Source organism: Rhodococcus sp. NPDC019647, assembly GCF_044389235.1.
Classification (GTDB): domain Bacteria; phylum Actinomycetota; class Actinomycetes; order Mycobacteriales; family Mycobacteriaceae; genus Rhodococcus_F; species Rhodococcus_F oxybenzonivorans.
Window position 1 is genome coordinate 1 of the sequence record NZ_JBIRXS010000002.1, and the last position, 23,911, is coordinate 23,911.

Sequence of the window (23,911 nt, forward strand, 5' to 3'; positions counted from 1 at the left end):
CGCGGCGCTGCTCCCGTCGCTTCGCTCCGGGAGACGGACCGGGTCGCTCCGCTCCCCGCAGGGAGCCGCTGCGCGGCTCGCAGTGGGTCGATTCCCGTTGCCGTCGATCGAGTCGCTTCGCTCCTCTTAGTTTCGCAGATTAGGTTCCCACCTGCGCTTTTCGTCGACACGTTCGATCCGGTTCCCAACTGCCCAACGAGGCTGAGGAAGCAGGGAAGGTGCACCCGCACCGATGCGGTCTCGCCTCACCGAGTCGCCCATCGTCATACCCCAAGCATACACCCGCTGAAGATGCAACACAATCCACCTATAAAGACATCGAGTGTTAACTGCGTTGCACAAGAACATTTTTCGATCACAAGCCGAGATGCGACGTGCATAATAGATGTAAACACCGCTATATAAAGCGATTAGCCAATTTTACTGTTTACCAACATGATTCAAACAGTGGAGAAAACCGGGCAAAACCGGCACCCGGCGACACGCACCCCTCCCCCGACAACCACCCCCACACCTCGCCGGCGCCCCCACACACACTCCGCCGGGCGGACCATCGAGCAGAGTGAGCAGCAACTCACGCGCCGCAGGAGACGCACGCCCGAGGATCAGATCACGGTGCTCGGTCCAGTCATCCCAATCCCAACCCGCACCGGCATCGATACAGCTCTCCACCACCTCGACGGGCTTACCATCGATGAGTACCACGCGCTGGTCGGCCCGTCGGGATCCCGGAGGATTATTGCTTCCACCGTCACGACCGCACCGCCGCCTTCGTCACCGTGTAACCCAACGACTCCGCCAGCAGGCGCATCAACTCCTCCGCCGTAGGCAGATACACCTTGTCCATCCGCTCCCAGATTGCGTTGCACTCGCTGTTCGGGAGACCAACCGCGGCGACGACTGGTACTGGCTTACCGTGGCTGAATGAGGCAGAGAATGGGACAGCTCGCGACCATAGCAGCGGCATCTGTGGAAACGCTGATCCTGACGAACTGCTCGACCACAACCGACGTGCCGGAAACCTTCGCCGCCACGGTAACCGTCACCGGCGAAGCCAACCTTGCATCGGCCGAATCCGGCGAATGCACTATCGGAGAGAATCGAGTCTCCCCGAACGACAAGGTGGTCATCCTCGGAGACACAGGTTCCGCATTCGCAGAAGCGCCAATGGAAGTCGGCTCCATCGATCAGAATCCCGACGGCACGGGCCTATGCACCTACACCGCGCACTTCGACGACATCCCCGCGAACCAGCGAAGCTACAACATCACCGTGACCAACCCCACCAACGTAACCAACTTCGCGCCTCAGTCCTTCTCCCCTCACGAACTCAAGAACGGTGCCACCTACCGTCTGTACAGCTCTCCTCCCACCAACGGTGGGACCGGCACGGACAGGCAGGACACAGGTGGCACCCCTGAACCGAGACCGCTCTGACGTCAACCCGGCCCGGATCAACAGCCCTGCGACGCGCTAACACCGCTGCCCCAGCATCAAGCACCAGCTCAGTCCGGGGTGAAGAACAGGTCCATCCCGATGACGAACCACGCCGCCAGCGCGGCGATCGGCATAAACGCCAGCACAAACGGAATGGCGAACTGCCGAACAGAACGCCACGGAAGCGTCACCAACCCGAACACCACAACCAGCAAGGCCGGTGCCGCCCAGCTCACCCAACACGAGGCCGGCGGCGGATCCGGCCCGAACGAGGTGAACGAGCCGTGCGGATACACCCTCGGTCGCGGAACATCGAAAAAGTGCTGCCACACCATCACCGCCGGCACATAACAGAAGAACCCCGCCAGCAGACCCGCGATGATGCCCAGCGAAATCCCCAGCCCTTTTCCCGATCCCGCGGGTGTCGCCTCGTCCACACGATCCATCATCGGACGTGCCGATGCCGATTCACCCCGGGACGTGCCATCTTCCCAGGTCAGAGCCATCGCCCAGGCCGCGGTTCTTGCCGTCCATCCACGCAATGACATCGAAGACGCGCAGGGCGGAGATCCCTTCGGGGAGGCCGGCCTCCTTCCGGATCGACAGCAACCGGCGATGCAACGCTCCGTCGTCGGCGCGAAGGGCCTCCCGGACCGGGTTCAGATGTGCTCGCTCGGTGCCCAGGACCTGACTGACCACCGAGTCCCAGATCGGGTACAGCCGGGGGCGTTTACGGGCAATCAGCTTCGTTGCCTTCGTTCGTCCGATCCCCGGCAGCACCCACAGGGCCGTTTCCACGTCCCAGGCGGGCCATCCCGGGGCGAGCGGGTCCGGTTCGTCGAAACCAGGTCCCGGTCCGGGCCTATCGCCGTCAGAAGGGCGTCCAACGCCTCCGCATCGGTGTGCAGGATTGCCCGCGCCGCCGTCGGCGGAATCTGCACGGACAGGAACACCCGCCGCAACCAGGTCGTCCGCGGTGAACCGGTCCGCCTCCCCTGCCCGATTACCGGTGCTGGACCAAGAGTCGAAGTTCGCCCCGACGTAGGCGACGTCGCCCAGGTCCGGGCGGCCGTAATACCCCGTCAGGGCCGCGACCGCCGCAGCATTCGAGTCGGTCGCGAAGGTGGTCGGCAGCCGCAAAGTCATACCCCGCACCCTGCCACCCCTCAGGCGGCGGCGACCGAGAACCGAGCCGGGTGGTCGCAACGCGCCGCACCCGGAATCACGGGCGGTGTCGGCCGCGGCGCGGCCGCAGACAGTCACCGGCGAAAGCGTGCGCGCCTTCACCACCAGATCCGGCAGACCCAGCACACCCCGCCACTCACCGTATGCCCGTACCGGGAAGGCCAGAGCGAGTTCCTCGTCCACCAGCACCACCGGGCCGGTGGGGTACGCGACCCGGGCCACGAACGGGGCGACCTCATCGGCGGACAGGATCTGCCCGAGCGGCGGCGCATTTGCGGCATTCCCATCACGGCATCTCCCCCATCACCTGAGCTGACTGGACGTGGTGCGGACAGTATCGCGTTGGGGCGTGGGTCCTTCGGACATCACAGGGACATGTCATCCGCCCAGTTCAGTGATAGGAACGCGCGGTGATCGATGCGCACAAAAGATGGCCCGGCGGCGAGTGCACCACCACACGATTCTTCGACGGCATCGACCGCTGGAGGACTGCGAACCCGCCGCCCGGACCCCGGGTCCGGGCCGCGGTGCGTCTGCAGCTCGGCAACTTCCGGCGCCCGCACCAGGAGCGCTGGTGGGAGGCCCTGGCGCTGACAATGCTCCTCGCCGCAGCAGTCGTGGCAGCACTGGCCACCGCCGCGCTCGAGGACGCCCCCACACTCATGGTCCTGCTCGTGGCGATCGCACTCCTGCCGATCGGGGTATCCGTGTACGCCGTCTATGGGAAGAACTCGTGGGCAACGGAGCCCTCGATGGTCTTGTGCCCATGGATTATCCACTCGACGTCAGGGTAAGCCTGTGGTCCGACCTTCGGAAGCACCTGGTCAGCGCTCGAGCAGCTTCCGGTGGACGTCTCGGAGGTCAGTGGCCGGCTGCGACGTCCTCGAACGGATCGCGCGCGCTGGCGATTTCGGCCGAAGCTGGTCGAGCAGGGGCTGCTAGCCCTGACCTCTCGGCCGGCGGCTCGGCTTCATCCTCGTCGTTGTACGCCCGGTCGTCGATGTGCGCGTCTACTCTGCCGCAGCGTTCGAGGACATCCTGATGCTCCGGGAATGCGCTCCGAATGGCTGCGACGTAATCGCGGGGTGTCTGGTAAAGCTCGTCCTTGCTCATGTCGCTGACGAATGAGTCCACATGGTCGTCGATGCGCTGCTCCAGGTTTGGAAGCACTTCCTGCTCGACTCGTCGGAGTAGGTCGGCGCGCTCTTCTACCGTGAACAGACCGTCAAGGTCCGAGTCAGCCCAAGCGGGGTCGAGGTCGTCGATGCTGTACTCGACGATTCGCTCGACGGCTCTCCGGCGGATGTCCGTCGGCAGGGCCCCTGCCTCGTTGAGCCTGCTGAGAACGCCGGGCTCCCCCATCGCGTCCACCATCATCCCGAAGTCCGCCATGCCTGGTAACGCATCCTTGTGAGCTTCGGCCCACATACGCAAGAACTTGTCGGAGCACCGGGTTCGCAGGAACCATGCGCGACGGCGCCCTGACCATTCCCCCCGGTCGGGCACGGGCACACGTGGGACGATCAGCGGATACATGGCGGGCGGAACCCGAACCAACGTTCCGCGCTGGTTCGGCCCACCGCAATCGAGTTCGGAGACAAGCTCGTCAGGCGTCATCCCTTCCAGATAGACCGACAGCGTGGAGATGTCACGAGCGACGGAAGCGGCGAACCCTTCTCGGATCGTCGGGTGGTGGAAGCGCCAGACCGTGTTCCCGTCGGCCCTGAGGACCTGGGACAAGAATGTTCCTTCGATAGCGGCGAAGGCGCGACTGGTCTCAGCGACCGTCGCGCCCAGGGCAATCACCGCGGACGATAGTCGGCTGTCGGGCGCGAACGGCGCCAGGAGTTCGCCGCCCGAGAGGTAGACCGCTGCGAGAGCCGCGCGCTGTGCGGGCTCCAGACCATCCAGCACGTCGACGAGAAACTCGTTCGGATGCTCGAAGTACGCGACTAGCTGCGATTCGCCGCGCAGCCCAGCGGCCGGCACGAAGTCCTGGAGTGACAGTCGACGTGCTACCTCGGGTTGGAATCGGGCGACGGCCGCCACGGCACGTAGGTGTTGCCGCCATCCGTCCAGCACTGCGGCCGGCTGATCGCCGGCCTTGAGGTGGTTGTAGAGCATCTGCTCCTTCTCAGATGCACTCAGCTTCGTGATGTCGATGACGACTTGCTGCTCGCGCAGTCGAGGGAAGGCGTACTCCTTCATCCTCGGGTGAGCTTCGCGGTAGATATAGTCCCGACTGGTCATCAGCACCCGAGCTCCATGGCTGACTGCGGCCATGACTTGCTGCATCCGTCGCACCCAGGCGTCGGTCAGGTGCGGTTCATGCCGGATGCTGCCGAACGCATCGTCGATCCAGAACATCTGCCGCGGGTCGTCCGGATTCCAGTGCGCGAGCAGTTCCTCTGGACCGTCTACGCGCATCACGTCGCACTGCCAGTTGTCGAGAGCGGTCATGCACAGCATCGCCGCGATGGTCGATTTTCCGCTCGCAGGTTCGCCCAAGAGCAAGACGAACCCGTGATTGGTAATCGCGTCACTTGCGTTCCGGTAGGCACTGGTGGGGACGAACGTCTCCAACTCGCGTGTCAGGCTCGTCAGGAGCGCGCGGGCTTGGCGCATCCTGCGCTCGTCCAGGATGCTGGTGAGGTCGCCGAGCCCGTAAACGCGCGGTACGTAGCGACGCAGGTTCCAGTTCTTCTCGATCTGGGTGCAGATCCAGGGACCGGGAAGAATTGATGCGGCTGTCACCCCACGCTTGCGCACTTCCTCGACGAACCAAGCCCGGGTTCGGCCGGTGACCCGCAGGTTCGTCAGCACCATGTAGCCGTCGCACAGCCCGCGTGCGTGCAAGTCGTCGATCTTGGCGAGTTCGGCGTCAAGGTCCGACGGTGCCAGCGTGCCGGAAGGGTCGACGCTGAACTTGCACTGCACGACGACCGGCATCGCTGTGGAGACAATGCCCTCGAACTCCGCGACAGGGGCATCACCGGGTACAGCCCAGTGCCCATGAAATGCCCCGTCCTGACCGGCATCGTTCGTGTCCGCGAACGTGGTGAAGGTTTGCCCCAGGACTTCTTGAAGAACAACACCGCATAGGTCCTGGAAGGCGCGCCAGCCGAGCTTGTGGAGTTCGTAGTCGGGCTCGGTCATCGAAGCCGATCTAACCAGAACCGGCAGGCTTCCGCGCCGAAGTTCGAGCGAGTGTCGCTGCGTTGCCCGAGGCCGTCGGATGTTGAGCTCGTCGGGTCGATCGGTGACACGTGGGCGATGTTGCACTCGCGACCGCGGGCCAGTGCGACGCAGAGGTCTCGCGTGTGGCCCCCGGGGTGATGACGGCATGGGCGGTGTCGACGGTGACGCGTTGACACCGAGAAAGAGATCAACTTGACCGGCGCATTCGTCGCCTCTGCAGGCGACCTCGTCACCACCCGACATAACGACCGGCGGCTGCGCGCCGGGAGCAGCGGATGGGCTCCACAACGACCGAAGATCGTCACCAGGGTCCCCAGCGACGGCGCCGTCGTTCCCATCCGACTATGTGGCCGAGCACCTGGATCTCGGCCAGGCCGTGACCGGGCACGACCCACATACTGCGTTCCGGTAACCCTCCGCATATATCGCAGCGATGCGCCGCGGGAAGCCTCGTCGTCGACTTCCCGGTCATCATCGAGCCCACTTCGAGCCGGTACATAGGGGTTGCAGCAGCTGGTCGAACTGGGCTGCGCCCTGCGGCTCCTGCTGGAGCGGCGATCCGGACCCTGCTGCTCCCTTCATCGCCTGCCATACAGTTGGCCGCACGCTGCACCATCCAGTAACGTTGCGCAGTTCGGCTCCTGCCGGGCCGCGCACCGAGTGAGCGTGTACGCACAATGTAGGAGTTTCCATGAGCGACGACAGCATGGGCGCCAAACTCTGGGATGAGCACCCGGGAGAACGGCTTCGCGACGTCATCATGCTTCCCCGCACGAGAGACGATGCCGAGGTCGCGATGTTCTATGACGAAGCTGCCAACCGGCTTGCCGACTCATTTCGTGGTCAGCCGTTCGACGACACGATGTTGATTCCGTGGCTGAACCATCGGCGCCACGCACTCGAGCTATCCCTCAAAGGTCTCATCCGCTATGCCTGCCGCCTCCGCCGGAAGGCAGGTCACGTCGATACTGCTCACCCGCTGGACCTGGAAATGCTCAACAAGCGACTGCGCCACGAGATCAGCCACAACCTGACGGCCCTTGTAATCGAGTTGGACGCACACCTCACGGCACTCGACCTCGATCCGTTGGATCCTGAAATTCGACAGCACATTGAGGCCGTGGCGGAAGTCGACGAGAAGGGGATGTCCTTCCGCTACGCAAGTCAGCTCCCGACGGCCCCGCAGCGATCAGACGGCGGCCATCCCCAGATTCGGCTGAACTTCCCGTCTCTCCGCCAAGAGTTCGCGACTCAATACAACACTCTGACAGGTCTTTTCACTGTCCTCGAGTTGCAGGAGGATGCGTTCGACTTCTAGTCCCTCGGGCCCGGGCCGCCGTCATGCTCGACGTCCCGGGTCCGTCCGACCACTACGCGACGTCGCCGTCGTCGGTGCCTGGCTGAGTGATGCCGGGAAGACTCCACTCGGCGATTGTCCATTCCGTCTGGGCGCCGCCGAATTATCCATCTGGCGTGGCATCGTCGGGTAGAAGTACGGGTCATCCCCCGGTCGAAGGTGGACCTGGAATCCCTCCCCTTGACCCGCGTCCAGCGCCTCGATGGCCTCAACGCCATTCAAGGGAGTGGCTCGGGGTTGGAAGACAACGACCTTCCCTGACTCCCCGAATTTCACCGATCCCATCCGAACCGACACAGCACCGGAACGGTCCACCGCAGAGAACAGAGTGTGCTATCTCATTCCCATGACAACTCCGGGGTGGTACCCGAATCCTGACGGCTCGAACTCCTTCAGGTATTGGGACGGGCAGGCGTGGCAACAGGTTGCGTACCCGACCCAAGCAACGTCCACCCCACCCTCCCAGCCGTCAACACCACCGACGACGACAAAGGGGTGGACACCCGAGCAGAAGCGCACGAACCTCCGCTGGTGGACTGGCCTGACAATCGTGGCGGTCCTCCTCGCGATCGGCGCAGTGGGCAACGCGATCAAAGACTCGAGCTCCGAACCCCAGCGCACTGCATCCTCGGCGGCACCAGAACCCGCACCGACCGAGGCAACCACGCCGGCCCAGGCGACCACGCCGGCCGCGGAGTCCACCTCTGCTGCCGAGCCTGCACCGCTCACCTTCTCCGAGTCGATGGTGCGCGCTCACGGGGTGGCAAAGGACGACGAGGGAGGACAGTCGAACGTGCGCTTCGTCGCGGGCACCGAGGATCCGCACCAGGTCGAAGAACTCCAGAGACAGTGCGTGCAGCACTACCTTCACACCACGAAGGCCGCCTACTGCTACGGCTACGCCAACGAGGCGGACTACGCACTGACCACGGTGGAGTGGACGCCGGAGTTCGACGAGAGCATCTACGGCGGCGGCCGGCCCTGCTGGATCGCACACGGTGGTCAACCGCTCGCGGGGCCACCCGGTACCGAGACGACGAAGTCAGCCCACGAATACACAACCCTCGGATGCCCGGGCGGTGCCCGCTTCCCCGACGAGGCACCGCCGGTGCCCGCCCCGCCGGCGGCCACGGTTCCCGCTCACGATCCCTGCGCCCTGCTCGACTCCGACGTCCTGACTGCGGGCGGATTCAGCGACCGGACCGGGCAGGCCCCCGGCTCCCCCGCGACGTCCGCACATGGCGACATCCTCGCCACCTACTCCTGCGGCAACTCCGACGGCAGCGTCGTCGTCGAGGTCGATCTGCACAACAGCCCGCAGGCAGCTCGGGAGGACGCCGACTTTGCCACCAGCGCCGATCAGACGTTCCTGATCGAGGGTGGTACGCGGGTTCCGTTCGACGCCAATCGCGGTGGGGCGAAAATCATCAACACCGAACTCGGTGTCTCGAGGACGAGCTGGTCCAACGGCTCCTACGCGGTGCTGCTCGAGGTCATGTCGGACCCGGTAGTTCCCGGACTGACCGCCAATCATCCTCACGAGCGGCTCGACACCATGATCACCGCGACCGTCGACCACGCGGACGGCCGCCTCACCAGCAGCAGTTGGTGAAACCGACCAGCGGCTCGGGTGATTGTAGGAAGGTGCTGCGATCTGTGTTGACGGCACGTCCCCGGACAGCAAACGCTGCCGGAGCGACGGTCTACTCCGCCGAGGACCGGTGCCCGTGTTCCCACAGCTTCCGTTCTCGCTGCACGTGAGCCCTGTCCCCCGGGTCACCGGATCATCGGGTGAATGCCTGCGCGGGCTTCCTCGTGATTGTGAAAGGAGATCGCATCCGCTCGAGGCTCCGTCGTACCCGACCTGAGGACCTCTGCCGCGATCCGTTCGATGGTCGACCAGAGGTCGGGGAGGCTGAGGGCTTCGGCGAACACGGTCTCAGTCCAACCGTCCTCCTCGGCCAAATATGGTGGTAGGGCGAGGTCTACCCGGAGCCATCGCAGGATTCGTTGTTCTACTTCGTAGGCGTCCGCCCCGACGGTGAAGCGTTTCGTGCGATACACACTCCAGCCCTTCTTGGTCCACAGCTTGACCCTGTTGGAGTGAAGGCCTCCGATTCCGATCTTGTGCACGGCACGGAGCGTGTCGGTGATCAGGTACACCTCGGCGGGCAGCGCCGGCTTGAAACCGCTGACCGCACAGTGCGGACAAATTGCACCCATCGACATCACCTGGTGGAAAGTCGGATTGACATCCAGTCCGCACACCCGATGCCTGGCGTGCCACTTGCTGTTACTGCCGGGATACGGGACCAGAGGTTCGAGTCCGAGCTCTCGCATCAGTTCGGCACATTCGTCGGCATCCCGACGCCGGCCCAGTCCGCGTTTGCGGGCCGCGCAGACCCGACATCCACCATCGTCATTCTTGACCGTGTTGTAGCGGGGACTGACGAGCGAGTCACAGGTCAGACACCGACACCGCCACGGCCTGTTGCTTCCCGGATACGGATCCAAAGGCTCGAGGCCGACCGCGTGCATCGCCGCGACGACATCCACCTCGGTGACCGCCCGTCTCGCACAAAACTTGCAGCCCGGTACCCCGTTCTTGACGTCATTCCACCGCTTGGTGGTCTCGCGTCCACACCGCAGACAGAGACAGCGCCACGGAACCTGGACACCGGGATAACGCTCGAGTGGTTCGAGACCGTGCTGGCGCAGCAGCGACTCGGCCGCCAGTTCGTCGATGATGTGCCCCGAACAGTACTTACATCCAGTTTGGCTTTGCTGGACGTTGTTGTAGCGAGGCGCGATGTCGTTACCGCAGCGCCTGCAACGGCATAGCCACGTGTTCTTACTCCCTGGGTACGGAACCAACGGCTCCAGGCCCGCCGCTCGCATCACCTCGACAGCAGTGACGGGGTCCACGGCCTTCCCTGAGCAGTAGGCACACGGACCGTTGCCTTTCGTCAGGCTATGGACACTGGGGGCGATGGTGCGACCGCAACGCGCACACATGCAGCGCCACGGGCGCCCCGCGCCCGGATACGGATCCAGCGGCTCAGCACCTGCAGCACGCATCCGCTCTGTCGCTTCCACATCCGTCAGTCGCCGAGGCACGAACAAACAACCTAGCCGCCCACGGCCGTGCAGGTAGACACCGGACGCTCGGTGGGGATATAGAAAATGACATACCTACACCGACGCACGACTAACGAAGGCACATCCGCCTCGGTGCCGCACCCATATACAGGCGACCTAGTACCGGTCAACGTCGCGACCGCAGCAACACCCAGGAACTACCGACACCGGTGTCGGGCAAGACTTCGCTCTTGATGGCATTCAGCACGCCTTGCCGTCCGACTGCTCGGCCTACTCGGTGACTTCGTCCCAGGGCGCGCGCATTCGCTTCCGTAGGTCTTCGGCTTTCCGGAGCAGGAAGGAACCAAACTCCTTACCCACCCCATCCTCCGTCTTTGCCGTTACTCTGGCGGGCCTTCGGACCCAGTCGTCGCGCCACGCGAAGAACTCCTCGTCGTATGTCGGGCCCATCGCTTGCAGGTCATAGAGATGCTCGGCGGTCAGAGCGAAGTGTGGTCGACCATTGGGGTCCTCCGTAATCTTCCATAGATTGGAACAGTTGGTCGAGCGATCCAATGTGGCAGTGAAGGTCGCTGGCGCATTCACCCTATCTGCGGCTGTCCACAGTTTTGATAGTTCATTCTCGTTGAGACCGCGAGCATTTGTCTTGCACTCGCCGATGAGCCATTGGCCGTTCCCAAGTACTACGAGGACGTCGATCTCAGCGGAGACGGTCTTGGATCCGAGTTCGAGCAACTCGACGCCGGGGTACGCACCAAATACCGCGCCGTCACGACGCCCAAAGATACGGCTGATGTGTCTGATGGCAAGGATGGCCGACAAGACATCGTGGCCCATTGCTCGCAGGAGCGCTTCACTGGCTCGATACTGATAGTCGATCTTGTGCGGCCCGAATGGGTTGTCGATCGTGAGTCCGCAACCATGACAGACCAACTCAGGTATTGCATCCGCAAGAGTGCGCCACTGCCTGTGCGCACAGTGGGGACACTTGGCTTCGACACCGCGCAGTAAGACTCGTTGCCGTACTGCCCAATCGATCCATCTGGTCGCTTCGTTCTGGCTCAGGTCGAGAAGCTGCTTCAATCGGTTGAAGTTCATGTACCCGACCTCATCGAGGTCGGGTACTCCCAGAGCCTGGTCCAGTTTCGCACTGAGCTCGTCGTATCTGGCGTCACCGGGAATCGCATCACTTCCTGCCAGATACTGGTCGAGGCGACGTTTCACGAGGCTGGCGTGACCACGCCGCGTCAGTTCGGTCAGGAGCCTGGTCACGCCGGCAGATGTAAACATCGACAATTCACCACCAGCTGCTCTGATCAGGTGCTCAGCAGCCTTACCCGGGGTGCTTGTCCGTGCCTGCAACGATCGATCAGTTGCGAGTGCCCGCAGAACTTCGAGTCCGGTCGGATGCTGAAGTGTCACGAACTCGTCGAGCTTGCCTACGTGTGAGACCTTCCCATGAAGATACCCTGGTCGCTGTCCCCGGGCGCGGCGCATAGCCGGGCTCGCCGGAAGCCTGGAGTTCTTTACCGTGGTTGTGAGAGTGAGCCAGGTGGCGTGACTGCTCCCGAGGTACTCGTGACCGAGTTCCTTTATCTCGTTGGGGGAGAACGCCGCGACCGTAGCCTCTCCTTCGGAGAATTGAACGACTTCCGCTGAAGACACACAGTAGCCGGGGATTTCACCTAGAAGCTCCCACGGATCGACAACGTTCAGATCAGTCGCGGCGGCTAGCGTGTTCAGCCTGTCTCGCGATACCGAGCACGACGTCAGCGCCAGATCGTGGCCGAGTCCGAAGAAGTGGTGCGCTGAACTCTCTTGCGCAAAGAACTCGAGGTCCTGCTCGATCGATCCCGTAATCGGCACCGCAAGAGGGAATTTATTGGGATGGGCGAACCGCGCTCGAAGATTCCAGATAAGCGCCAAGTCTTCAACACTTCCCGGTTCATACGCCACTAGGATATTAGGCCCGTACTTCGCGGACACGTCCCGTTGCCCCCACGAGAAGCGCGAGCTACTCGGCAATCCCTGGTTGTATCCTCCGCTCATACCGGTAGCGAGACGCGTACGGGTCGAGCTCACGGCGGTGGCACGATCGAACTCGCCGATTCGAGCAACCAGGTCCGCCGCAGACGGATCCCCATCCACCGTTTCCACGTCTACGACGTCAGCGAACGTCAAGTCACCTCTGAGATCATTCCATCTGTTACTTTCCCGGTTCGGGCCATCGGGAAGATCCCCAAAGACAGCGAGATATCCTATATACCAAGGATTGTCGGATGACACTCCGCGACAGGTCTGCACCCGGGGTCGATCGCCTGCCTCGACAAGCTGACGGAGCAACCACTGCGTCCTCGTTGCGTACCTATCCGACAATCTATCCACGACGTCTTCCGGGAGCACCCCTCTGCCCTTGATTCCATCAATATTGCTGGCCAGCAGGACGCGCTCCATCCGCTCGTCCATCGAAGGCGCCCCCGGGGTCACGGGGATGAGCGGCATGGCGCCACCCGCCCAGTCAGTGCAGAGAGCCGTGACCACCTCGGTTGCGTCTGCGACAGAGCCCGAACGGACCGCGACACCGACCGTGCGCGGGCGAAGTTGTCGCTCGACTGAGTGCACTCCAGTCAATCCATCGTCAGTAAGTAGTGGCCATAGGTCCATTTGCTAGCTCCTCCAAACCAGAGTGAAGACTCAGCGCGCTCTCGACGCGTTTCAGGATGGCCTCACGCTCCCAACAGATGATGCCTCATGGCGTGCAGGGTTACGGAACGTCCACGACGAGACCGAAGTCGTCGAGGAGGGACTCGATGACACGAGGTCCATGCCCATCCCCGGTCGGCGAGAGTCCCTGTGGCGTCGATGGTGATCTCCGGTGGTGTGCCCCGCTCGACCAGCAGGACGGCGCGTTCGTCCTGCCTGTGTCGGCACCGATACCACACCCCTGAGGCGGTTTGGGGTGACGAGCAGGATGTTCGTGTAGGTGATGCGGGAGTCGCGGTAGTCGCGCCATGTGCATCCGGTGAGCGAGCCGTCCTGGTTGATCGCCGCCAGCCCGGTCTGGTGTCGAGGACCGCGATCGTGACATCCGCACCCGTGATCCTCCGGGTGAGCGACACTTCGGTAAGCGCTGTGTCGGAGAGCAGCGCGGTCTCGCGGTTGTCAGTGCCACGCAGAATCCCCTCGGGCGACCACAGCACCCACCGATAACCCGACCTAACAGGTAGCCGCCGAGGTGTGATCCACCGGAGCAGATGCGGTTGCCGTGGACGGGTCGAACTCGGCCCTGCCGCGGCACCCCGCATCGTGCGGGGGGTCGATGGTCGATGGCAGTCGAGCGGAACACTGTTCGGCGAGAACGGGCTGCCCGCGCGGTGGATCCGCCACAACTCGGTGCCAGCCGCGACGATCTCGGTGTGCACGGGTGCGCCGTGAGAGGTTCGCACTCGCTCACACGCACCCCGGCGGGCCATGACGAGGACGTTATCGCCCGCGATCTCAGTCAGCTCACCGGCCTCGAGATCCTCGAGCGGGCTGCGACCATCGAGAATGTCCGTACCCGTCAGCCACCACGACGCCCCTACAGGTCTGTGCACCGCGAGCCGCCGGTTCGCGTACTTCACCAGTTCCCAAGTCTGGTGCCATGCGCGGCCGAACTGGAGCACCGGATACCGGTAGTTCAGGCGGGTCCCGATCGGCAACCCGATCAACTCCCCCACCTTCCGCCGCTTCCGTGCGACGCTGAGGATCGACCTCACTCGTCCGTGGTGTCCGCACTCGTCGGACTCGTCGTCGGCGCGATCGTCGTCCCGCTCGCGCACCCGATTCCGAAACGGAAGAAGCGCGCCGCCTGGCCGCGGTGGCCGACACCGCCCACCGCCGGGTGCACCTCGCTCCGGTTCACGCGCGAGGCGACGGTCCCGGCACCCGTCACATCAGGATGCGCTGCAGGGCTTTCGCCGAGTCGAGGATTGCTGGATGCTCCAGGTCCAGGGGTTCGACCCGCACCAACTCTGTGCGCAGCCAGGAGGCCAGCACCGACCACTGCGGGCGGTGATACGACCACCACGACACCGCCTGCCACGCCCGATCCCCCGTGTGGGGTTCGGTCTCCGACCAGATCCGATGCCCCCACCCCTGGGTCACCGTCAGATTCCGGGTCACCACCTGGGTCGGGCGCAACCCCAACCGCACCAACTGGGCCGGATCATCCAGATCGAGGACCCGCAGATCATCGGGCAACTCGAACACCCCCAGAGCGCGCCGCGAACCAGGGAGTAGCGGGAACTCCAGCATCGACGCCTCCCAGCGGGCGAGGTTTCCGAAGCTTTCCCCGCAGGCCGCCTCCGCCAGCCGGGAGAGGTACCAGACGTGATAATCCGGGTGATCGATCCGGCCGCCGCGCTGCGGCCGGTGCTCATACATGGGGTGCCCCGGCTGCCCCTGTGCCGCCGCGGACAGGTACGGGAAGATGCGGTAGACCAGCACTCAGGCGGCCCCGCCCCACGCCTGCGCATCCAACGCTTCGAGCACCGGAGCAGGCCCGGACAGCTGCAGCACATCGAGCGGACGCGCCCCATCGAGATACGCGTTCGCGCTCTCGAGCCACGTGTGGGCGGCCGTCTCCCCCCAGACCAGGCGGGCACGCGCCAACACGTGCTCGAGGTCGATCAACAACGGCGCCGCGGCCGGGCCCGGCCGCTCCACACCCTTGATCCACCGCGAGGGCTGCGACCGGTTCACCCCGACGATCGCCGCCAGCTGCGCTCCACCGAACGCGCCGGTCAGGTACCGCACCCGCTCCGCCGACAACGGATCATCGGCGGCCACCCGCGGCGACCTGCCCCCGTGACCGCTCGCCCGCGCCGCACGCCCCGCGGCCTTCTTCGCCGCAGCCGCCGTCACTGCCTCGTCTCGTGCCTCGACCGTCGCCATACACCCATCCTACCCAACATTTGTGTTGGGCAATATCCGGTCTTCGCGGCCGTGACTCTGAGCCGGGCCGGAGCACACCGAAGGACCACCATTGAATGGGTTAGTGCGAACCGCCTGACCTGCTCCTGATTACGCCAGAATCCTCGATTCCCGATCAGTCACCCGAAGCGGCCGCTCGACGTGGGACAACGACTAACGTGAGGACACGCTTTCCGCACGTTCCCTGACCAAAGGAGTCCGACATGGCCCCGCCGATCCCCTCCGGGCGGCGTACCGGCGCCGCCCTCGCTTCGGCTGCTGCAACGGTTCTGATCGGCTCAGCCTCCGCCGGTGCCGACCCCGCCGCCCCACCGATTCCACGCGGCTCCCTCGTGTTCGTCAACGACGTGCTCGGTCCGCAGGACCCCGGCTTCTGGAACCCCGACGTCCCGGGAACCCGCGTTCTGACTCCCGTCGAGCCCGGGGTGAGCGTGCTGTGCACCAGCGGCTTCGAACCGACCCCCGGCTGCTCGACACTCGACATGCGCGACTGGACCTCGCCGCAGCGCTCCCTCGTATTCGTCGACGTACCCGTCACCGGACGGCCACCACTGCGCGTGTGGATGGACATCCTCCCCCGCCCGTGACGAGGGCACCCTGGCACAACTGATGGAACACCTCCCTGTTCGTTGACACAGGGCCTGCTCAGGTGCGTGCAAGCAGCCATCCTCGGTGGGCCACGAGAAACACTGTGCGCCAACCCTCGCCGCGCCAACGAGAGCAAGAGCGATGACCAGATAGAGCCGCACAGGTAGCCGCCAGGGTCGTATCCGCCTCCCGGGCGCGAACAGATTCACCGGCGAACAGTCCCCGCGGTTGTAGGTAAACACCTCATTTCTGCAGGCGCTTTCGCGCCGGCAACAACGTTGATACGCAGGCCCGAGCAAACTGGTCACCACATCAACCCCCGAGCATCCGGGCCAACCAACACCCGTGCCTTGCCCCGCTCGACACGCCGCAGAATCACCCGTGCCGCCTCGCCGGGATCCGTTCTGGCAGTGCGTTCCTCGATCGACCGCGCAGACTCGTCGGGTCCCGAGGCATGCCGCATGACCCAGCCGTACGAGCGATCGAGGTGCGCATGCCGCCGGGAACAACACGCGTCAAGGTCTGCTGCGGTTCGATCGCCCACGGCCTCATCCTGGCCTGAGCGGGCGGTCATCGGAGCGCGCCGCTCGACACACACGAGAGGCACCCTCAGTGCAGCGCAGCATCCTGGTCACGGGGAGGGACGTGGCGTTCGAGCAACTCAGCAGGCTCCTTGATGGTGCTCCCCGCGGTGCCGAACATCGGATCACCCGTGACGGCATGCCGCGGCAACAGGAGTCGGTCGGTCACGCCCGATAGCGGACCCCCACCCGTTTCAACCGAGCGGGAGCGGCAACTTTGCTGCAGCGTCCTGGAATGCTCGGACAATCGCGGCCGAAATCCGACCGCGGAGGGACACTTTACGGCCCTCCCTGATTGCCCACTCGCGAATCTCCTTGGTCGTCGCCTTCGCCGGAGCGGTGCCCGCCTCCGCATCCGTCACCGGAGCTTTCTTCACGGCCGTCGCATCCGCAGCCGACTCCACAGCAGATTCCGCAGCCGCCGACTTCGCCCCTGCCCCTTTCGCCACCGACGTCTCCGCCGGGACCTTCCCCGCGACAGCCTTCTTCACAGGCGCCTTCGTCGCCGGCACCGCCTCTGCCGGAACCTCCTTAGCCTGAGCGTCATGGAAGGCTTCCTCGATCTCGGCCGAAATACGACCGCGCGGCGACACTTCACGGCCCTCCCCGATCGCCCACTCACGGATCTCCTTGGTCGTCGTCTCCGCCGGAGCCTTGCCGACCGCCACCGGGCTCTTCGCCGGCGCCTTCTTGGCGACTATCTTCTCCGCGGCCGTCGTCTTCGGCGCTGTTGTCTTCGCCGGAGCCTTCTTCTTCGCCGCCCGTGCCTTCATGGCGACTGCCTTCTTCGCGGCCGTCGTCTTCACAGGCGTCTTCGTCGCCGGCACCGCTTCTTCCGGAACCTCCCTTGCGTGAGCGTCATGGAAGGCTTGCTCGATCTCGGCCGAAATACGACCGCGCGGCGACACTTCACGGCCCTCTCCGATCGCCCACTCGCGAATCTCTTTGGTCGTCGCCTTCTCCGGAGCCTTGCCGACCGCCGCAGCGCTCTTCACCGGCGCCTTCGTGCCGACTATCTTCTCCGCGGCCGTCGTCTTCGGCGCTGTTGTCTTCGCCGGAGCCTTCTTCCCAGCCACCAACTTCTTCGCCGCCGGTGTCTTCTTTGCGGCCGCCTTCTTCCCGTCCGTCTTCTTCCCGTCCGTCTTCTTCGCAGCCGTCTCCTTCCCGTCCGTCTTCTTCGCAGCCGTCTCCTTCCCGTCCGTCTTCTTCGCAGCCGACTTCTTCGCAGCCGACGATTTCGCGGTTACCTTCGTCGCTGGCGCCGTTTTGGCCTGAGCGTCATGGAAAGCCTGCTCGATCTCGGCCGAAATCCGACCGCGCGGCGACACTTCACGACCCTCTCCGATCGCCCACTCACGGATCTCTTTGGTCGTCGCCTTCTCCGGAGCCTTGCCGACCGCCGCAGCGCTCTTCACCGGCGCCTTCGTGGCGACCTCCTTCTTCGAGGCCGTCGTCTTCGCCGCCGCCTTCTTCGCCGCCGCCTTCTTCGCGACCGTCTTCTTCGCGGCCGACGATTTCGCGGCTACCTTCCTCGCTGGCGCCGTTTGTGCCTGAGCGTCATGGAAAGCTTGTTCGATCTCGGCCGAAATCCGACCGCGCGGCGACACTTCACGACCCTCTCCGATCGCCCACTCACGGATCTCTTTGATCGTCCGCTTCGCCGAACCTTCGAAATTCCTCGGTGATACCGCCATCGTGCTCTCCTTCTACCTCGGCAATCGTCGACCGCACACAGTAACGGCAGGTCCGTCTCGGTAATGAGGAAGCTCACCCGAACTTAATCTAAATTGTCTCAAGACATTGAAATGTGGGCGAACCACCACGACCCTCTGGGGGCTCACACTCACATCGCACCGAGCTTCATGCAGGACGAGCGTGGCTCGCCATGGCAGGGGCTGATCCCCAACGCAAATACCCGAATTGTCTCGGCGGCTGAGGATTTAGTGTGGCGGCTTTGACGATGCCTGTGTTCGGGCGGCGAGCAGGCGTGCACCTTACGGCCCACCATCTACTCACACACGACTGTGCCGCAATTTCTGGCGGTGCAGGGTCTCCCGGACTCGGGTCGCAGCGATACCGGCGCAGGCGCGCGCCGGCCACACCCCCGCCGTCATGATCACCGACGACCGGCGACACGATCACAGCCGCCCCGCAGGTTCATCGACACCCTCGACGAGATCACAGACGTTGACCACGCATTTCCAACGCCACCGTGATCTGGCAGATCGGCCGGGTCGTGCCCCCTGCTCGGGATCGGCGGCCGGTACGCGCGAACCCGAATTTCTCCCCACCCCGGTCACCCGATGCATCTGTGGCACAGCATCGACTACTAACCCGGCCCCGCCGTGGACGTCGAAGACAGCGACACCGCAGAATCCTTCGAACTACCCCGGCGCCGACCGGTCCGGCGAAGAACTCACCGTCCGCGTTCCCAAATATGCGACGAAGTCACCTGCACCACTTGCTTCCTGGTCCATCACCAAGGCGACTTCGCGGCAAGCAGCAACTGATCTGCCCGCTACTGTGCCTGAGATCGGGACGGTCAGGGCTCGGGTCGGTCGGCTGGAATCTGCGGGTAGACCACGACGCCGTTCTCCTTTACCCACGTCTCGTCACCGCCGTCGGCATGCTCGACGAGCAACTCCACGGTCGGGATCTCCGCGGACAGTGGATGATCGAACGCGGCCCGGGCATTGCGGGCGCACACCGTCTCCTCGAAGTCGCCGATATAGAGGGCATCGATGACGAACCCCGGGGTGAACCGGCCACCCAAACCGCCACCGCCACGCAACGCTTCCTGCCGGCCCCGCCACCACCGGGTCAACGCCCGGGCGCGGGTGATGTGCTGGGGTGCTTCGACATCGAGGATGGTGAATTTCTCGTAGTCCGCGTAGGCAAGATCGCGCATGAGCCGCGGGCCGAGGCCGGGCCAGCTGAACGTGCCCTCGAGGACCAGGTTCTCCCCGCGGGACAGACAGATCTCCGTGATGGTGTCGAGGAGTTTCGTCGACTCGGTGTGTACGAGGGTGGCGAGTTCGCGGGGCATCAGCCGGTGCCCGTCCGCAAGGTCGATGCTCAGCAGGTCGGTGTAGACGCCCCGCTCGATGGCATCGCGGAGCAGGTAGTCCTTGATCGTGTCCGCATCGAGTACCCGCCAGCCCTGCCCGGCGAGGTGCCGGCGGTCGATACTCGACGACTTCCCCACCCCCGGTGGGCCGGCGGTCGCCAACGCCAGAAACTGACGGCCGACCCCGACGTCGGTTTGTTCCGCGAGGTAGGCGTCGACGATCGCGTCCCGGGTCCGGCGGCGAGCGACCGGGTCGAACAGATGAATCGACGCGGAAGGACCGTTCTTGTCGAGGATCCCGCCGGGCCGGCACCAAGCCTCGAGGTCGGCAGCGACAGCAGCGGGGTCAGAATGCATTCGCCTGCGCACGCCGGTCGGCCGTGGCCGCGAGCAGCACCCGATAGTCGTCGTCACTGAGCAGGTCGCGGGAGCGTTCGATCTGATCCCAGGTCCCCCGCACATAGCTCTCCCCGAACGGGTCGTCAGCCGGGACGTGGCCGAACGTGTAGTCCCAGGCGATCAGTTCGGCCATCATCCGATCGTGATCGATCCGCTTCGCGGCATGCTCGAGCAACACCTCCCGCGGGGAGCGGTCCCGGGCCGACGGGTTCAACCGCAGCTTCTTCACGATCCGGCTGACCTCCGGTTGCGTGACCGCCAGATTCTTCGCGATCACCCGCTGCGGCACCTGATTGTCCGTCGCGTGCGCCACCGCACGCAGCAACTTGATCTGCAGCAGTTCCTTCTCCGCCGGGATCGCCCGGAGATCACGCTCGACATCACCGGTCAACGCCATCCAAACCACCTCCAACTGCACTTATACAGAATTGTATCACCGTGGTTTCCGCCGAGCCCACCCGCGGCTCCATGCATACCCTCGATACGACCGCCCGGAACCGATCAGGAATGGCAGGAGGCACGAGTCACCCACGCGAATGCTCGGGCGGCACGGCTCAACAAGCAGGGCTGGCCCGGCGACCATTAAAGCGGCACACGAGTCGGAGCCCGTCGACACCACGTCGATTCCGTCATCGGCGAACCACAGTCAACGCCAAGCACCGACACAGACCTGCATCGGTTCTCCTGCCGGTGCCGCTCCTCGCCTACGGGGAAGGTTGAGCTCGGTGAGCAATCACAACTAGATGATCGATGGCGCCGGAACGGGGCGGATCACACCCCGTATGCAACCACGCTGAAAGCGAGGAGAATACGCCGTCGGGTCGGATCTTATACCGGACAAATAGTCCGGCCGCGGACCTGTCCGGAGGTCAACCTTCCAAGGGCCGGTAACTCCCGAGCTTGAGGAGGGACCGCACGTAGCCCGCCTCGGCTACCGCCGTCACCTCGTCGAGGTAAGCCAGGACGGCCGGATCGGCGGCCTCGAGGTCGAGGCACATCTGCTGCGCGATCCAGCGCCGGATCGCCTCGTGGGAGGTCATCTCACATCACCATCTATGGGGTACCCACCGTCGTCGGCGCCCACCCATCCGGCCTGCCGAAAAAGGCGTCCAAACGATGAGCCTTCCGTAGAGGCGATTCCCACCCGCGCCGAGGCCAGAGCAAGTCTCCCAACCGTGGTCGTTTCCCAGCCGAGAGCTCCGACATACGAGTTGCACTCCGCTGTCCCGCTTGCGCTGTTGGAAAAGCTCGACGACGAGGATTTCAGGCCCCACTGCGCCACCGCGATGTTTGGTTGCGGACGCCGATCACCGAACATCCACGATGAAACCGAAGTCATCGAGGAAGGAGTCGACGACACGTGCTCATCCCCGGTCGGCGAGTCACCTGTGGCATCGATGATGATGCCCGGTGGTGTACCCGTTCGACCAGCATCACGGCGCCTTCGTCTCGGCCGTGCCGGCACCCCACCCCGCGGGCGGGATACCGACCAGGATGGTCGTGCAGGTGATCCGCGCGTCGCGGTGATCCCGCCACGTGCACCCGGCCGGCGAGTCGTTCCTGGTTAATTGCCGCCCACCTGGCCTGGGTGTCGAGGACCGCGACCGTGATGTCCTCGAACAAGCCAGCCGTTTTGGGTATCTGGGCACAGCATATGCGGGCCTGCGCAAGGCCGGCGTGCGTGCCGGGCAGACTGTTCTCATCGACGGGGCAACTGGAACGCTGTGCGTCAGCACTGCGGTCAACGCCTTGGCCATGGGTGCGACGCTCGATGGCACGGGGGTAGCCTCGGATCGAAGACTGGGCCGTAATCACCATGGCAGCGCCGCGACTGGTGCAGGCCAAACTGCCGATCACCATGCCGAAGCAGTGGTGGAACAGCACGGGAATGCCCACCCGGTCGTTCTCGGTGTGTGACCTAGTTCGCTTGCTGATGTCCTTCTATCGCTTGGGAAGTGTCGAGATGGCTGGCGTTGTCACGTATTCGGTGAAATCCGGATCGCGCGTCATGCCCCAGTAGTCGACCAGCCTGAATGGTGTGAGGGTTACGACACGGCCGCGGGAGTTTTTGTACCAATTGTTCATTCCTCGGTGGGTGAACACGAGGTTCTCATGGGCCGCCTCGATACTGGCGTTGTAGGCTTCGAAGGGCTCGATTCGTGGCTCAATGGTCCCAATTCTTTCACGGATCATCCGTACGAGACACTTGACGATGTAATTGATCTGGGTCTCGATGATGAAAATGGCACTCCCGCCATGCCCGAGGAACGTATTCGGGCCGAGCATCATGAACAGATTTGGGAAGCCTGGCGTTGTCATGCCCAGGTGCGTCCGTGGGTCGTCGTCGTTCCATGCCTCCCGTATTGACGTTCCGTCTCTTCCGATTACCTCGAGAGGCCACAGGAAGCGGGTCGCGTGAAACCCGGTCGCTAATGCGACGATGTCGACGTCGTGATGCTCTCCGCTGTCGGTAATCAGACCTGTCTCGTCGAATCTCGTCACCGCTTCGTCGACGAGCGTCACGTCATCGCGCCGGATCGTCTTGTACCAGTCGTTATCGAGGATCATTCTTTTCCCGTAGGGCGGATAGGTTGGCAGTGACTTGTCGACGAGGTCTGGCCGTCCATCGAGTTGTTGCTCGATGTAACGTGTGAAGAACTTTCGATGCCGGTCGTTGCTGCTGTTGACGGCCCGCTCCGGATGCTCCCAGTTGGGATCGACAGTGATGTGCGGCAGCAGACTGTCACCATATCGCCAGAACAGAGTGAACCGATACCATGCAGCGTAGTAGGGAACGTTCTGCAGCAACCAGCGTTTGCCCTGGCCAACCTCTGCACGATAGTTCGAATTAGGTGAAATCCATTGGGGTGAACGCTGAATGATTGTGAGATGGTTCGCTCGCTCGGCTGTGAGGCGGGCGGCTTGGACGCAACTCGCTCCGGTGCCGACAATGGCGATTCGTTTGCCGGTGAGGTCCAAATCTGCAGGCCAGCGCGCGGTGTGGAAAAGTGTCCCTCCGTAGGACTCCATCCCCGGAAACGAAGGAATTTTGGGCTGGTTGAGGCCGCCCACTCCGGATATCACGGCGTTCGTCTCGAGCGTCTCTTCCGTTCCATCCGGAAGCACCAGAACGGTATGCCACCGTTGCCTCGTCTCGTCATAGCGACTCGATCGTGCGGCAGTACCGAATCGGATGCGCTCGCGGACACCATGGGTGTCAGCGACTCCCCTGAGGTAGTCGAGTATTTCTGGCTGCTTGGAGAAGTAGTGCCTCCAGTCATGGTTTCGAGCGAAACTGAAGGAGTACCAGTGGTTCGGCGTGTCGACGCCGGCCTCCGGGTACGTGTTCTCGAGCCAGGTCCCGCCGACATCGTGATTCTTCTCGATGATGATGTGCGGTATGCCTGCCGTCGTCAGCGCAACAGAAGCGGCGATGCCAGCGACGCCGGCACCGATCACCAGGACGCTGAATTCTTCAGATCCGACGCTCACCGGGTCCGCGGGTTTCCTGTCGCGAAAACCCATCTCTTCGAGGAGGAGGGGACCGTATTCCGGCGGCACCTCATCAGCCACACAAACTCGCATCATCTCGCTGAACAAGTCCTCGGAGATGTCCGCGAAGGTGTCGCCGGGGGCGATCTTCGATATCACATCAACTGCGGCACAGCGGATCTCCTGTTGTACGTCTATGGAAAACCCACCTGATTCGTCAGCGAAGATGCGCATGTCTCGATCCGGCAGGAACGGAGGTTCGATCCAGCGATGTTCACCGGTGAGATGGACTAGCACCATCAACAGCACAGGCAGGTCCGCTTCCGCAATCGCGCTTCGGAGCTTGTCGCGGGCAAGGACTGAAGGGGCATTCGGGCATGATCTCGCATCTTCAGAAGTTCCAACCCCCGTCAATGCGGAGACCGATCCTCCTCCCGCGTTCGACTTCCGGTCCTGTTTGTTTGCCTTCACCATTGCTACCACCTCATCGTGTCGCCGCTCGCGCTCGAAATTGCGCTGTCGCGACGTTGGAAA

General features: G+C 63.8%; 20 protein-coding genes and 1 pseudogene. 7 read left to right on the forward strand and 14 right to left on the reverse strand.

Annotated features, from left to right (window positions below; genetic code table 11):
- Positions 1 to 924: 924 nt before the first annotated feature.
- A complete protein-coding gene (locus tag ACH49N_RS04525; protein WP_358276054.1) occupies positions 925 to 1,437 on the forward strand; it encodes a hypothetical protein in 513 nt (170 codons plus the stop codon).
- A gap of 68 nt (positions 1,438 to 1,505) precedes the next feature.
- Here the strand turns inward: ACH49N_RS04525 and ACH49N_RS04530 are convergent, their stop codons facing one another.
- Complete coding sequence (locus ACH49N_RS04530) at positions 1,506 to 1,886, reverse strand: hypothetical protein (protein ID WP_397504412.1); 381 nt, start codon at positions 1,884 to 1,886, stop codon at positions 1,506 to 1,508.
- 19 nt (positions 1,887 to 1,905) lie between these two features.
- Positions 1,906 to 2,844: a DUF6308 family protein gene (locus ACH49N_RS04535; RefSeq protein ID WP_358276058.1), complete on the reverse strand. Its 939-nt coding sequence runs from the start codon at positions 2,842 to 2,844 to the stop codon at positions 1,906 to 1,908.
- Between the two features lie 188 nt (positions 2,845 to 3,032).
- On the opposite strand from ACH49N_RS04535, the gene ACH49N_RS04540 reads away from it, so the two are divergent.
- Positions 3,033 to 3,416, forward strand: a complete 384-nt coding sequence (locus tag ACH49N_RS04540; RefSeq protein ID WP_358276060.1) for a hypothetical protein — start codon at positions 3,033 to 3,035, stop codon at positions 3,414 to 3,416.
- A 67-nt stretch (positions 3,417 to 3,483) separates the two neighbouring features.
- Here the strand turns inward: ACH49N_RS04540 and ACH49N_RS04545 are convergent, their stop codons facing one another.
- Positions 3,484 to 5,778: a hypothetical protein gene (locus ACH49N_RS04545; protein ID WP_358276062.1), complete on the reverse strand. Its 2,295-nt coding sequence runs from the start codon at positions 5,776 to 5,778 to the stop codon at positions 3,484 to 3,486.
- 733 nt (positions 5,779 to 6,511) lie between these two features.
- Here ACH49N_RS04545 and ACH49N_RS04550 point away from each other — a divergent pair.
- Positions 6,512 to 7,138 carry a hypothetical protein gene (locus tag ACH49N_RS04550; protein ID WP_283295005.1) on the forward strand — a complete coding sequence of 209 codons (627 nt, stop codon included), beginning with the start codon at positions 6,512 to 6,514 and terminating at the stop codon, positions 7,136 to 7,138.
- Positions 7,139 to 7,523: 385 nt separating this feature from the next.
- Positions 7,524 to 8,789, forward strand: coding sequence for a DUF2510 domain-containing protein (locus ACH49N_RS04555; protein ID WP_397504413.1), 1,266 nt, complete (start codon positions 7,524 to 7,526; stop codon positions 8,787 to 8,789).
- Between the two features lie 164 nt (positions 8,790 to 8,953).
- Here the strand turns inward: ACH49N_RS04555 and ACH49N_RS04560 are convergent, their stop codons facing one another.
- The 4 genes from ACH49N_RS04560 to ACH49N_RS04575 form a co-directional block, all read right to left on the reverse strand.
- Positions 8,954 to 10,102, reverse strand: a complete 1,149-nt coding sequence (locus ACH49N_RS04560; protein WP_358276064.1) for a hypothetical protein — start codon at positions 10,100 to 10,102, stop codon at positions 8,954 to 8,956.
- 444 nt (positions 10,103 to 10,546) lie between these two features.
- Positions 10,547 to 12,778 (reverse strand): hypothetical protein, encoded by a 2,232-nt coding sequence (locus tag ACH49N_RS04565; protein ID WP_358276066.1) that lies wholly within the window; start codon positions 12,776 to 12,778, stop codon positions 10,547 to 10,549.
- A 1,428-nt stretch (positions 12,779 to 14,206) separates the two neighbouring features.
- Positions 14,207 to 14,764, reverse strand: a complete 558-nt coding sequence (locus tag ACH49N_RS04570) for an RES domain-containing protein (protein WP_358276070.1) — start codon at positions 14,762 to 14,764, stop codon at positions 14,207 to 14,209.
- Positions 14,765 to 15,211: an antitoxin Xre/MbcA/ParS toxin-binding domain-containing protein gene (locus ACH49N_RS04575; protein ID WP_358276072.1), complete on the reverse strand. Its 447-nt coding sequence runs from the start codon at positions 15,209 to 15,211 to the stop codon at positions 14,765 to 14,767.
- 242 nt (positions 15,212 to 15,453) lie between these two features.
- Between ACH49N_RS04575 and ACH49N_RS04580 the strand changes: the two genes are divergently transcribed.
- On the forward strand, positions 15,454 to 15,837 hold the full coding sequence (locus ACH49N_RS04580) for a hypothetical protein (RefSeq protein WP_358276074.1): 384 nt from the start codon (positions 15,454 to 15,456) through the stop codon (positions 15,835 to 15,837).
- A 305-nt stretch (positions 15,838 to 16,142) separates the two neighbouring features.
- On the opposite strand, the gene ACH49N_RS04585 is transcribed toward ACH49N_RS04580, so the two are convergent.
- The 3 genes from ACH49N_RS04585 to ACH49N_RS04595 all read right to left on the reverse strand — a co-directional run bounded on the left by ACH49N_RS04585 (position 16,143) and on the right by ACH49N_RS04595 (position 18,113).
- On the reverse strand, positions 16,143 to 16,382 hold the full coding sequence (locus tag ACH49N_RS04585) for a hypothetical protein (protein WP_358276076.1): 240 nt from the start codon (positions 16,380 to 16,382) through the stop codon (positions 16,143 to 16,145).
- Between the two features lie 65 nt (positions 16,383 to 16,447).
- Complete coding sequence (locus ACH49N_RS04590; protein WP_358276077.1) at positions 16,448 to 16,588, reverse strand: hypothetical protein; 141 nt, start codon at positions 16,586 to 16,588, stop codon at positions 16,448 to 16,450.
- Between the two features lie 25 nt (positions 16,589 to 16,613).
- On the reverse strand, positions 16,614 to 18,113 hold the full coding sequence (locus ACH49N_RS04595; RefSeq protein ID WP_397504414.1) for a histone-like nucleoid-structuring protein Lsr2: 1,500 nt from the start codon (positions 18,111 to 18,113) through the stop codon (positions 16,614 to 16,616).
- Positions 18,114 to 18,764: 651 nt separating this feature from the next.
- Between ACH49N_RS04595 and ACH49N_RS04600 the strand changes: the two are divergent.
- Positions 18,765 to 18,860, forward strand: a pseudogene (locus tag ACH49N_RS04600) (hypothetical protein); the annotation flags it as partial.
- Positions 18,861 to 18,961: 101 nt separating this feature from the next.
- Here ACH49N_RS04600 and ACH49N_RS04605 read toward each other — a convergent pair.
- The 3 genes from ACH49N_RS04605 to ACH49N_RS04615 form a co-directional block, all read right to left on the reverse strand.
- Positions 18,962 to 19,843 (reverse strand): zeta toxin family protein, encoded by an 882-nt coding sequence (locus ACH49N_RS04605; RefSeq protein WP_358276080.1) that lies wholly within the window; start codon positions 19,841 to 19,843, stop codon positions 18,962 to 18,964.
- Complete coding sequence (locus tag ACH49N_RS04610) at positions 19,833 to 20,282, reverse strand: hypothetical protein (protein ID WP_358276082.1); 450 nt, start codon at positions 20,280 to 20,282, stop codon at positions 19,833 to 19,835. The genes ACH49N_RS04605 and ACH49N_RS04610 overlap by 11 nt, the downstream gene beginning before the upstream one ends.
- A 472-nt stretch (positions 20,283 to 20,754) precedes the next feature.
- Positions 20,755 to 20,925, reverse strand: coding sequence for a hypothetical protein (locus tag ACH49N_RS04615; RefSeq protein ID WP_358276084.1), 171 nt, complete (start codon positions 20,923 to 20,925; stop codon positions 20,755 to 20,757).
- Positions 20,926 to 21,421: 496 nt separating this feature from the next.
- On the opposite strand from ACH49N_RS04615, the gene ACH49N_RS04620 reads away from it, so the two are divergent.
- On the forward strand, positions 21,422 to 21,802 hold the full coding sequence (locus tag ACH49N_RS04620; RefSeq protein WP_358276086.1) for a hypothetical protein: 381 nt from the start codon (positions 21,422 to 21,424) through the stop codon (positions 21,800 to 21,802).
- A gap of 24 nt (positions 21,803 to 21,826) precedes the next feature.
- On the opposite strand, the gene ACH49N_RS04625 is transcribed toward ACH49N_RS04620, so the two are convergent.
- Positions 21,827 to 23,851 (reverse strand): NAD(P)/FAD-dependent oxidoreductase, encoded by a 2,025-nt coding sequence (locus ACH49N_RS04625; protein WP_358276088.1) that lies wholly within the window; start codon positions 23,849 to 23,851, stop codon positions 21,827 to 21,829.
- Between the last annotated feature and the right edge of the window lie 60 nt (positions 23,852 to 23,911).

Coding starts and splice junctions, on each gene's coding strand:
- ACH49N_RS04525 (WP_358276054.1), top strand. CDS start 925: ATGAGGCAGAGAATGGGACAGCTCGCGACCATAGCAGCGGCATCTGTG.
- ACH49N_RS04530 (WP_397504412.1), bottom strand. CDS start 1,886: ATGATGGATCGTGTGGACGAGGCGACACCCGCGGGATCGGGAAAAGGG.
- ACH49N_RS04545 (WP_358276062.1), bottom strand. CDS start 5,778: ATGACCGAGCCCGACTACGAACTCCACAAGCTCGGCTGGCGCGCCTTC.
- ACH49N_RS04550 (WP_283295005.1), top strand. CDS start 6,512: ATGAGCGACGACAGCATGGGCGCCAAACTCTGGGATGAGCACCCGGGA.
- ACH49N_RS04555 (WP_397504413.1), top strand. CDS start 7,524: ATGACAACTCCGGGGTGGTACCCGAATCCTGACGGCTCGAACTCCTTC.
- ACH49N_RS04565 (WP_358276066.1), bottom strand. CDS start 12,778: ATGCCGCTCATCCCCGTGACCCCGGGGGCGCCTTCGATGGACGAGCGG.
- ACH49N_RS04575 (WP_358276072.1), bottom strand. CDS start 15,211: ATGGCGACGGTCGAGGCACGAGACGAGGCAGTGACGGCGGCTGCGGCG.
- ACH49N_RS04580 (WP_358276074.1), top strand. CDS start 15,454: ATGGCCCCGCCGATCCCCTCCGGGCGGCGTACCGGCGCCGCCCTCGCT.
- ACH49N_RS04595 (WP_397504414.1), bottom strand. CDS start 18,113: ATGGCGGTATCACCGAGGAATTTCGAAGGTTCGGCGAAGCGGACGATC.
- ACH49N_RS04605 (WP_358276080.1), bottom strand. CDS start 19,843: ATGCATTCTGACCCCGCTGCTGTCGCTGCCGACCTCGAGGCTTGGTGC.
- ACH49N_RS04610 (WP_358276082.1), bottom strand. CDS start 20,282: ATGGCGTTGACCGGTGATGTCGAGCGTGATCTCCGGGCGATCCCGGCG.
- ACH49N_RS04615 (WP_358276084.1), bottom strand. CDS start 20,925: ATGACCTCCCACGAGGCGATCCGGCGCTGGATCGCGCAGCAGATGTGC.
- ACH49N_RS04625 (WP_358276088.1), bottom strand. CDS start 23,851: ATGGTGAAGGCAAACAAACAGGACCGGAAGTCGAACGCGGGAGGAGGA.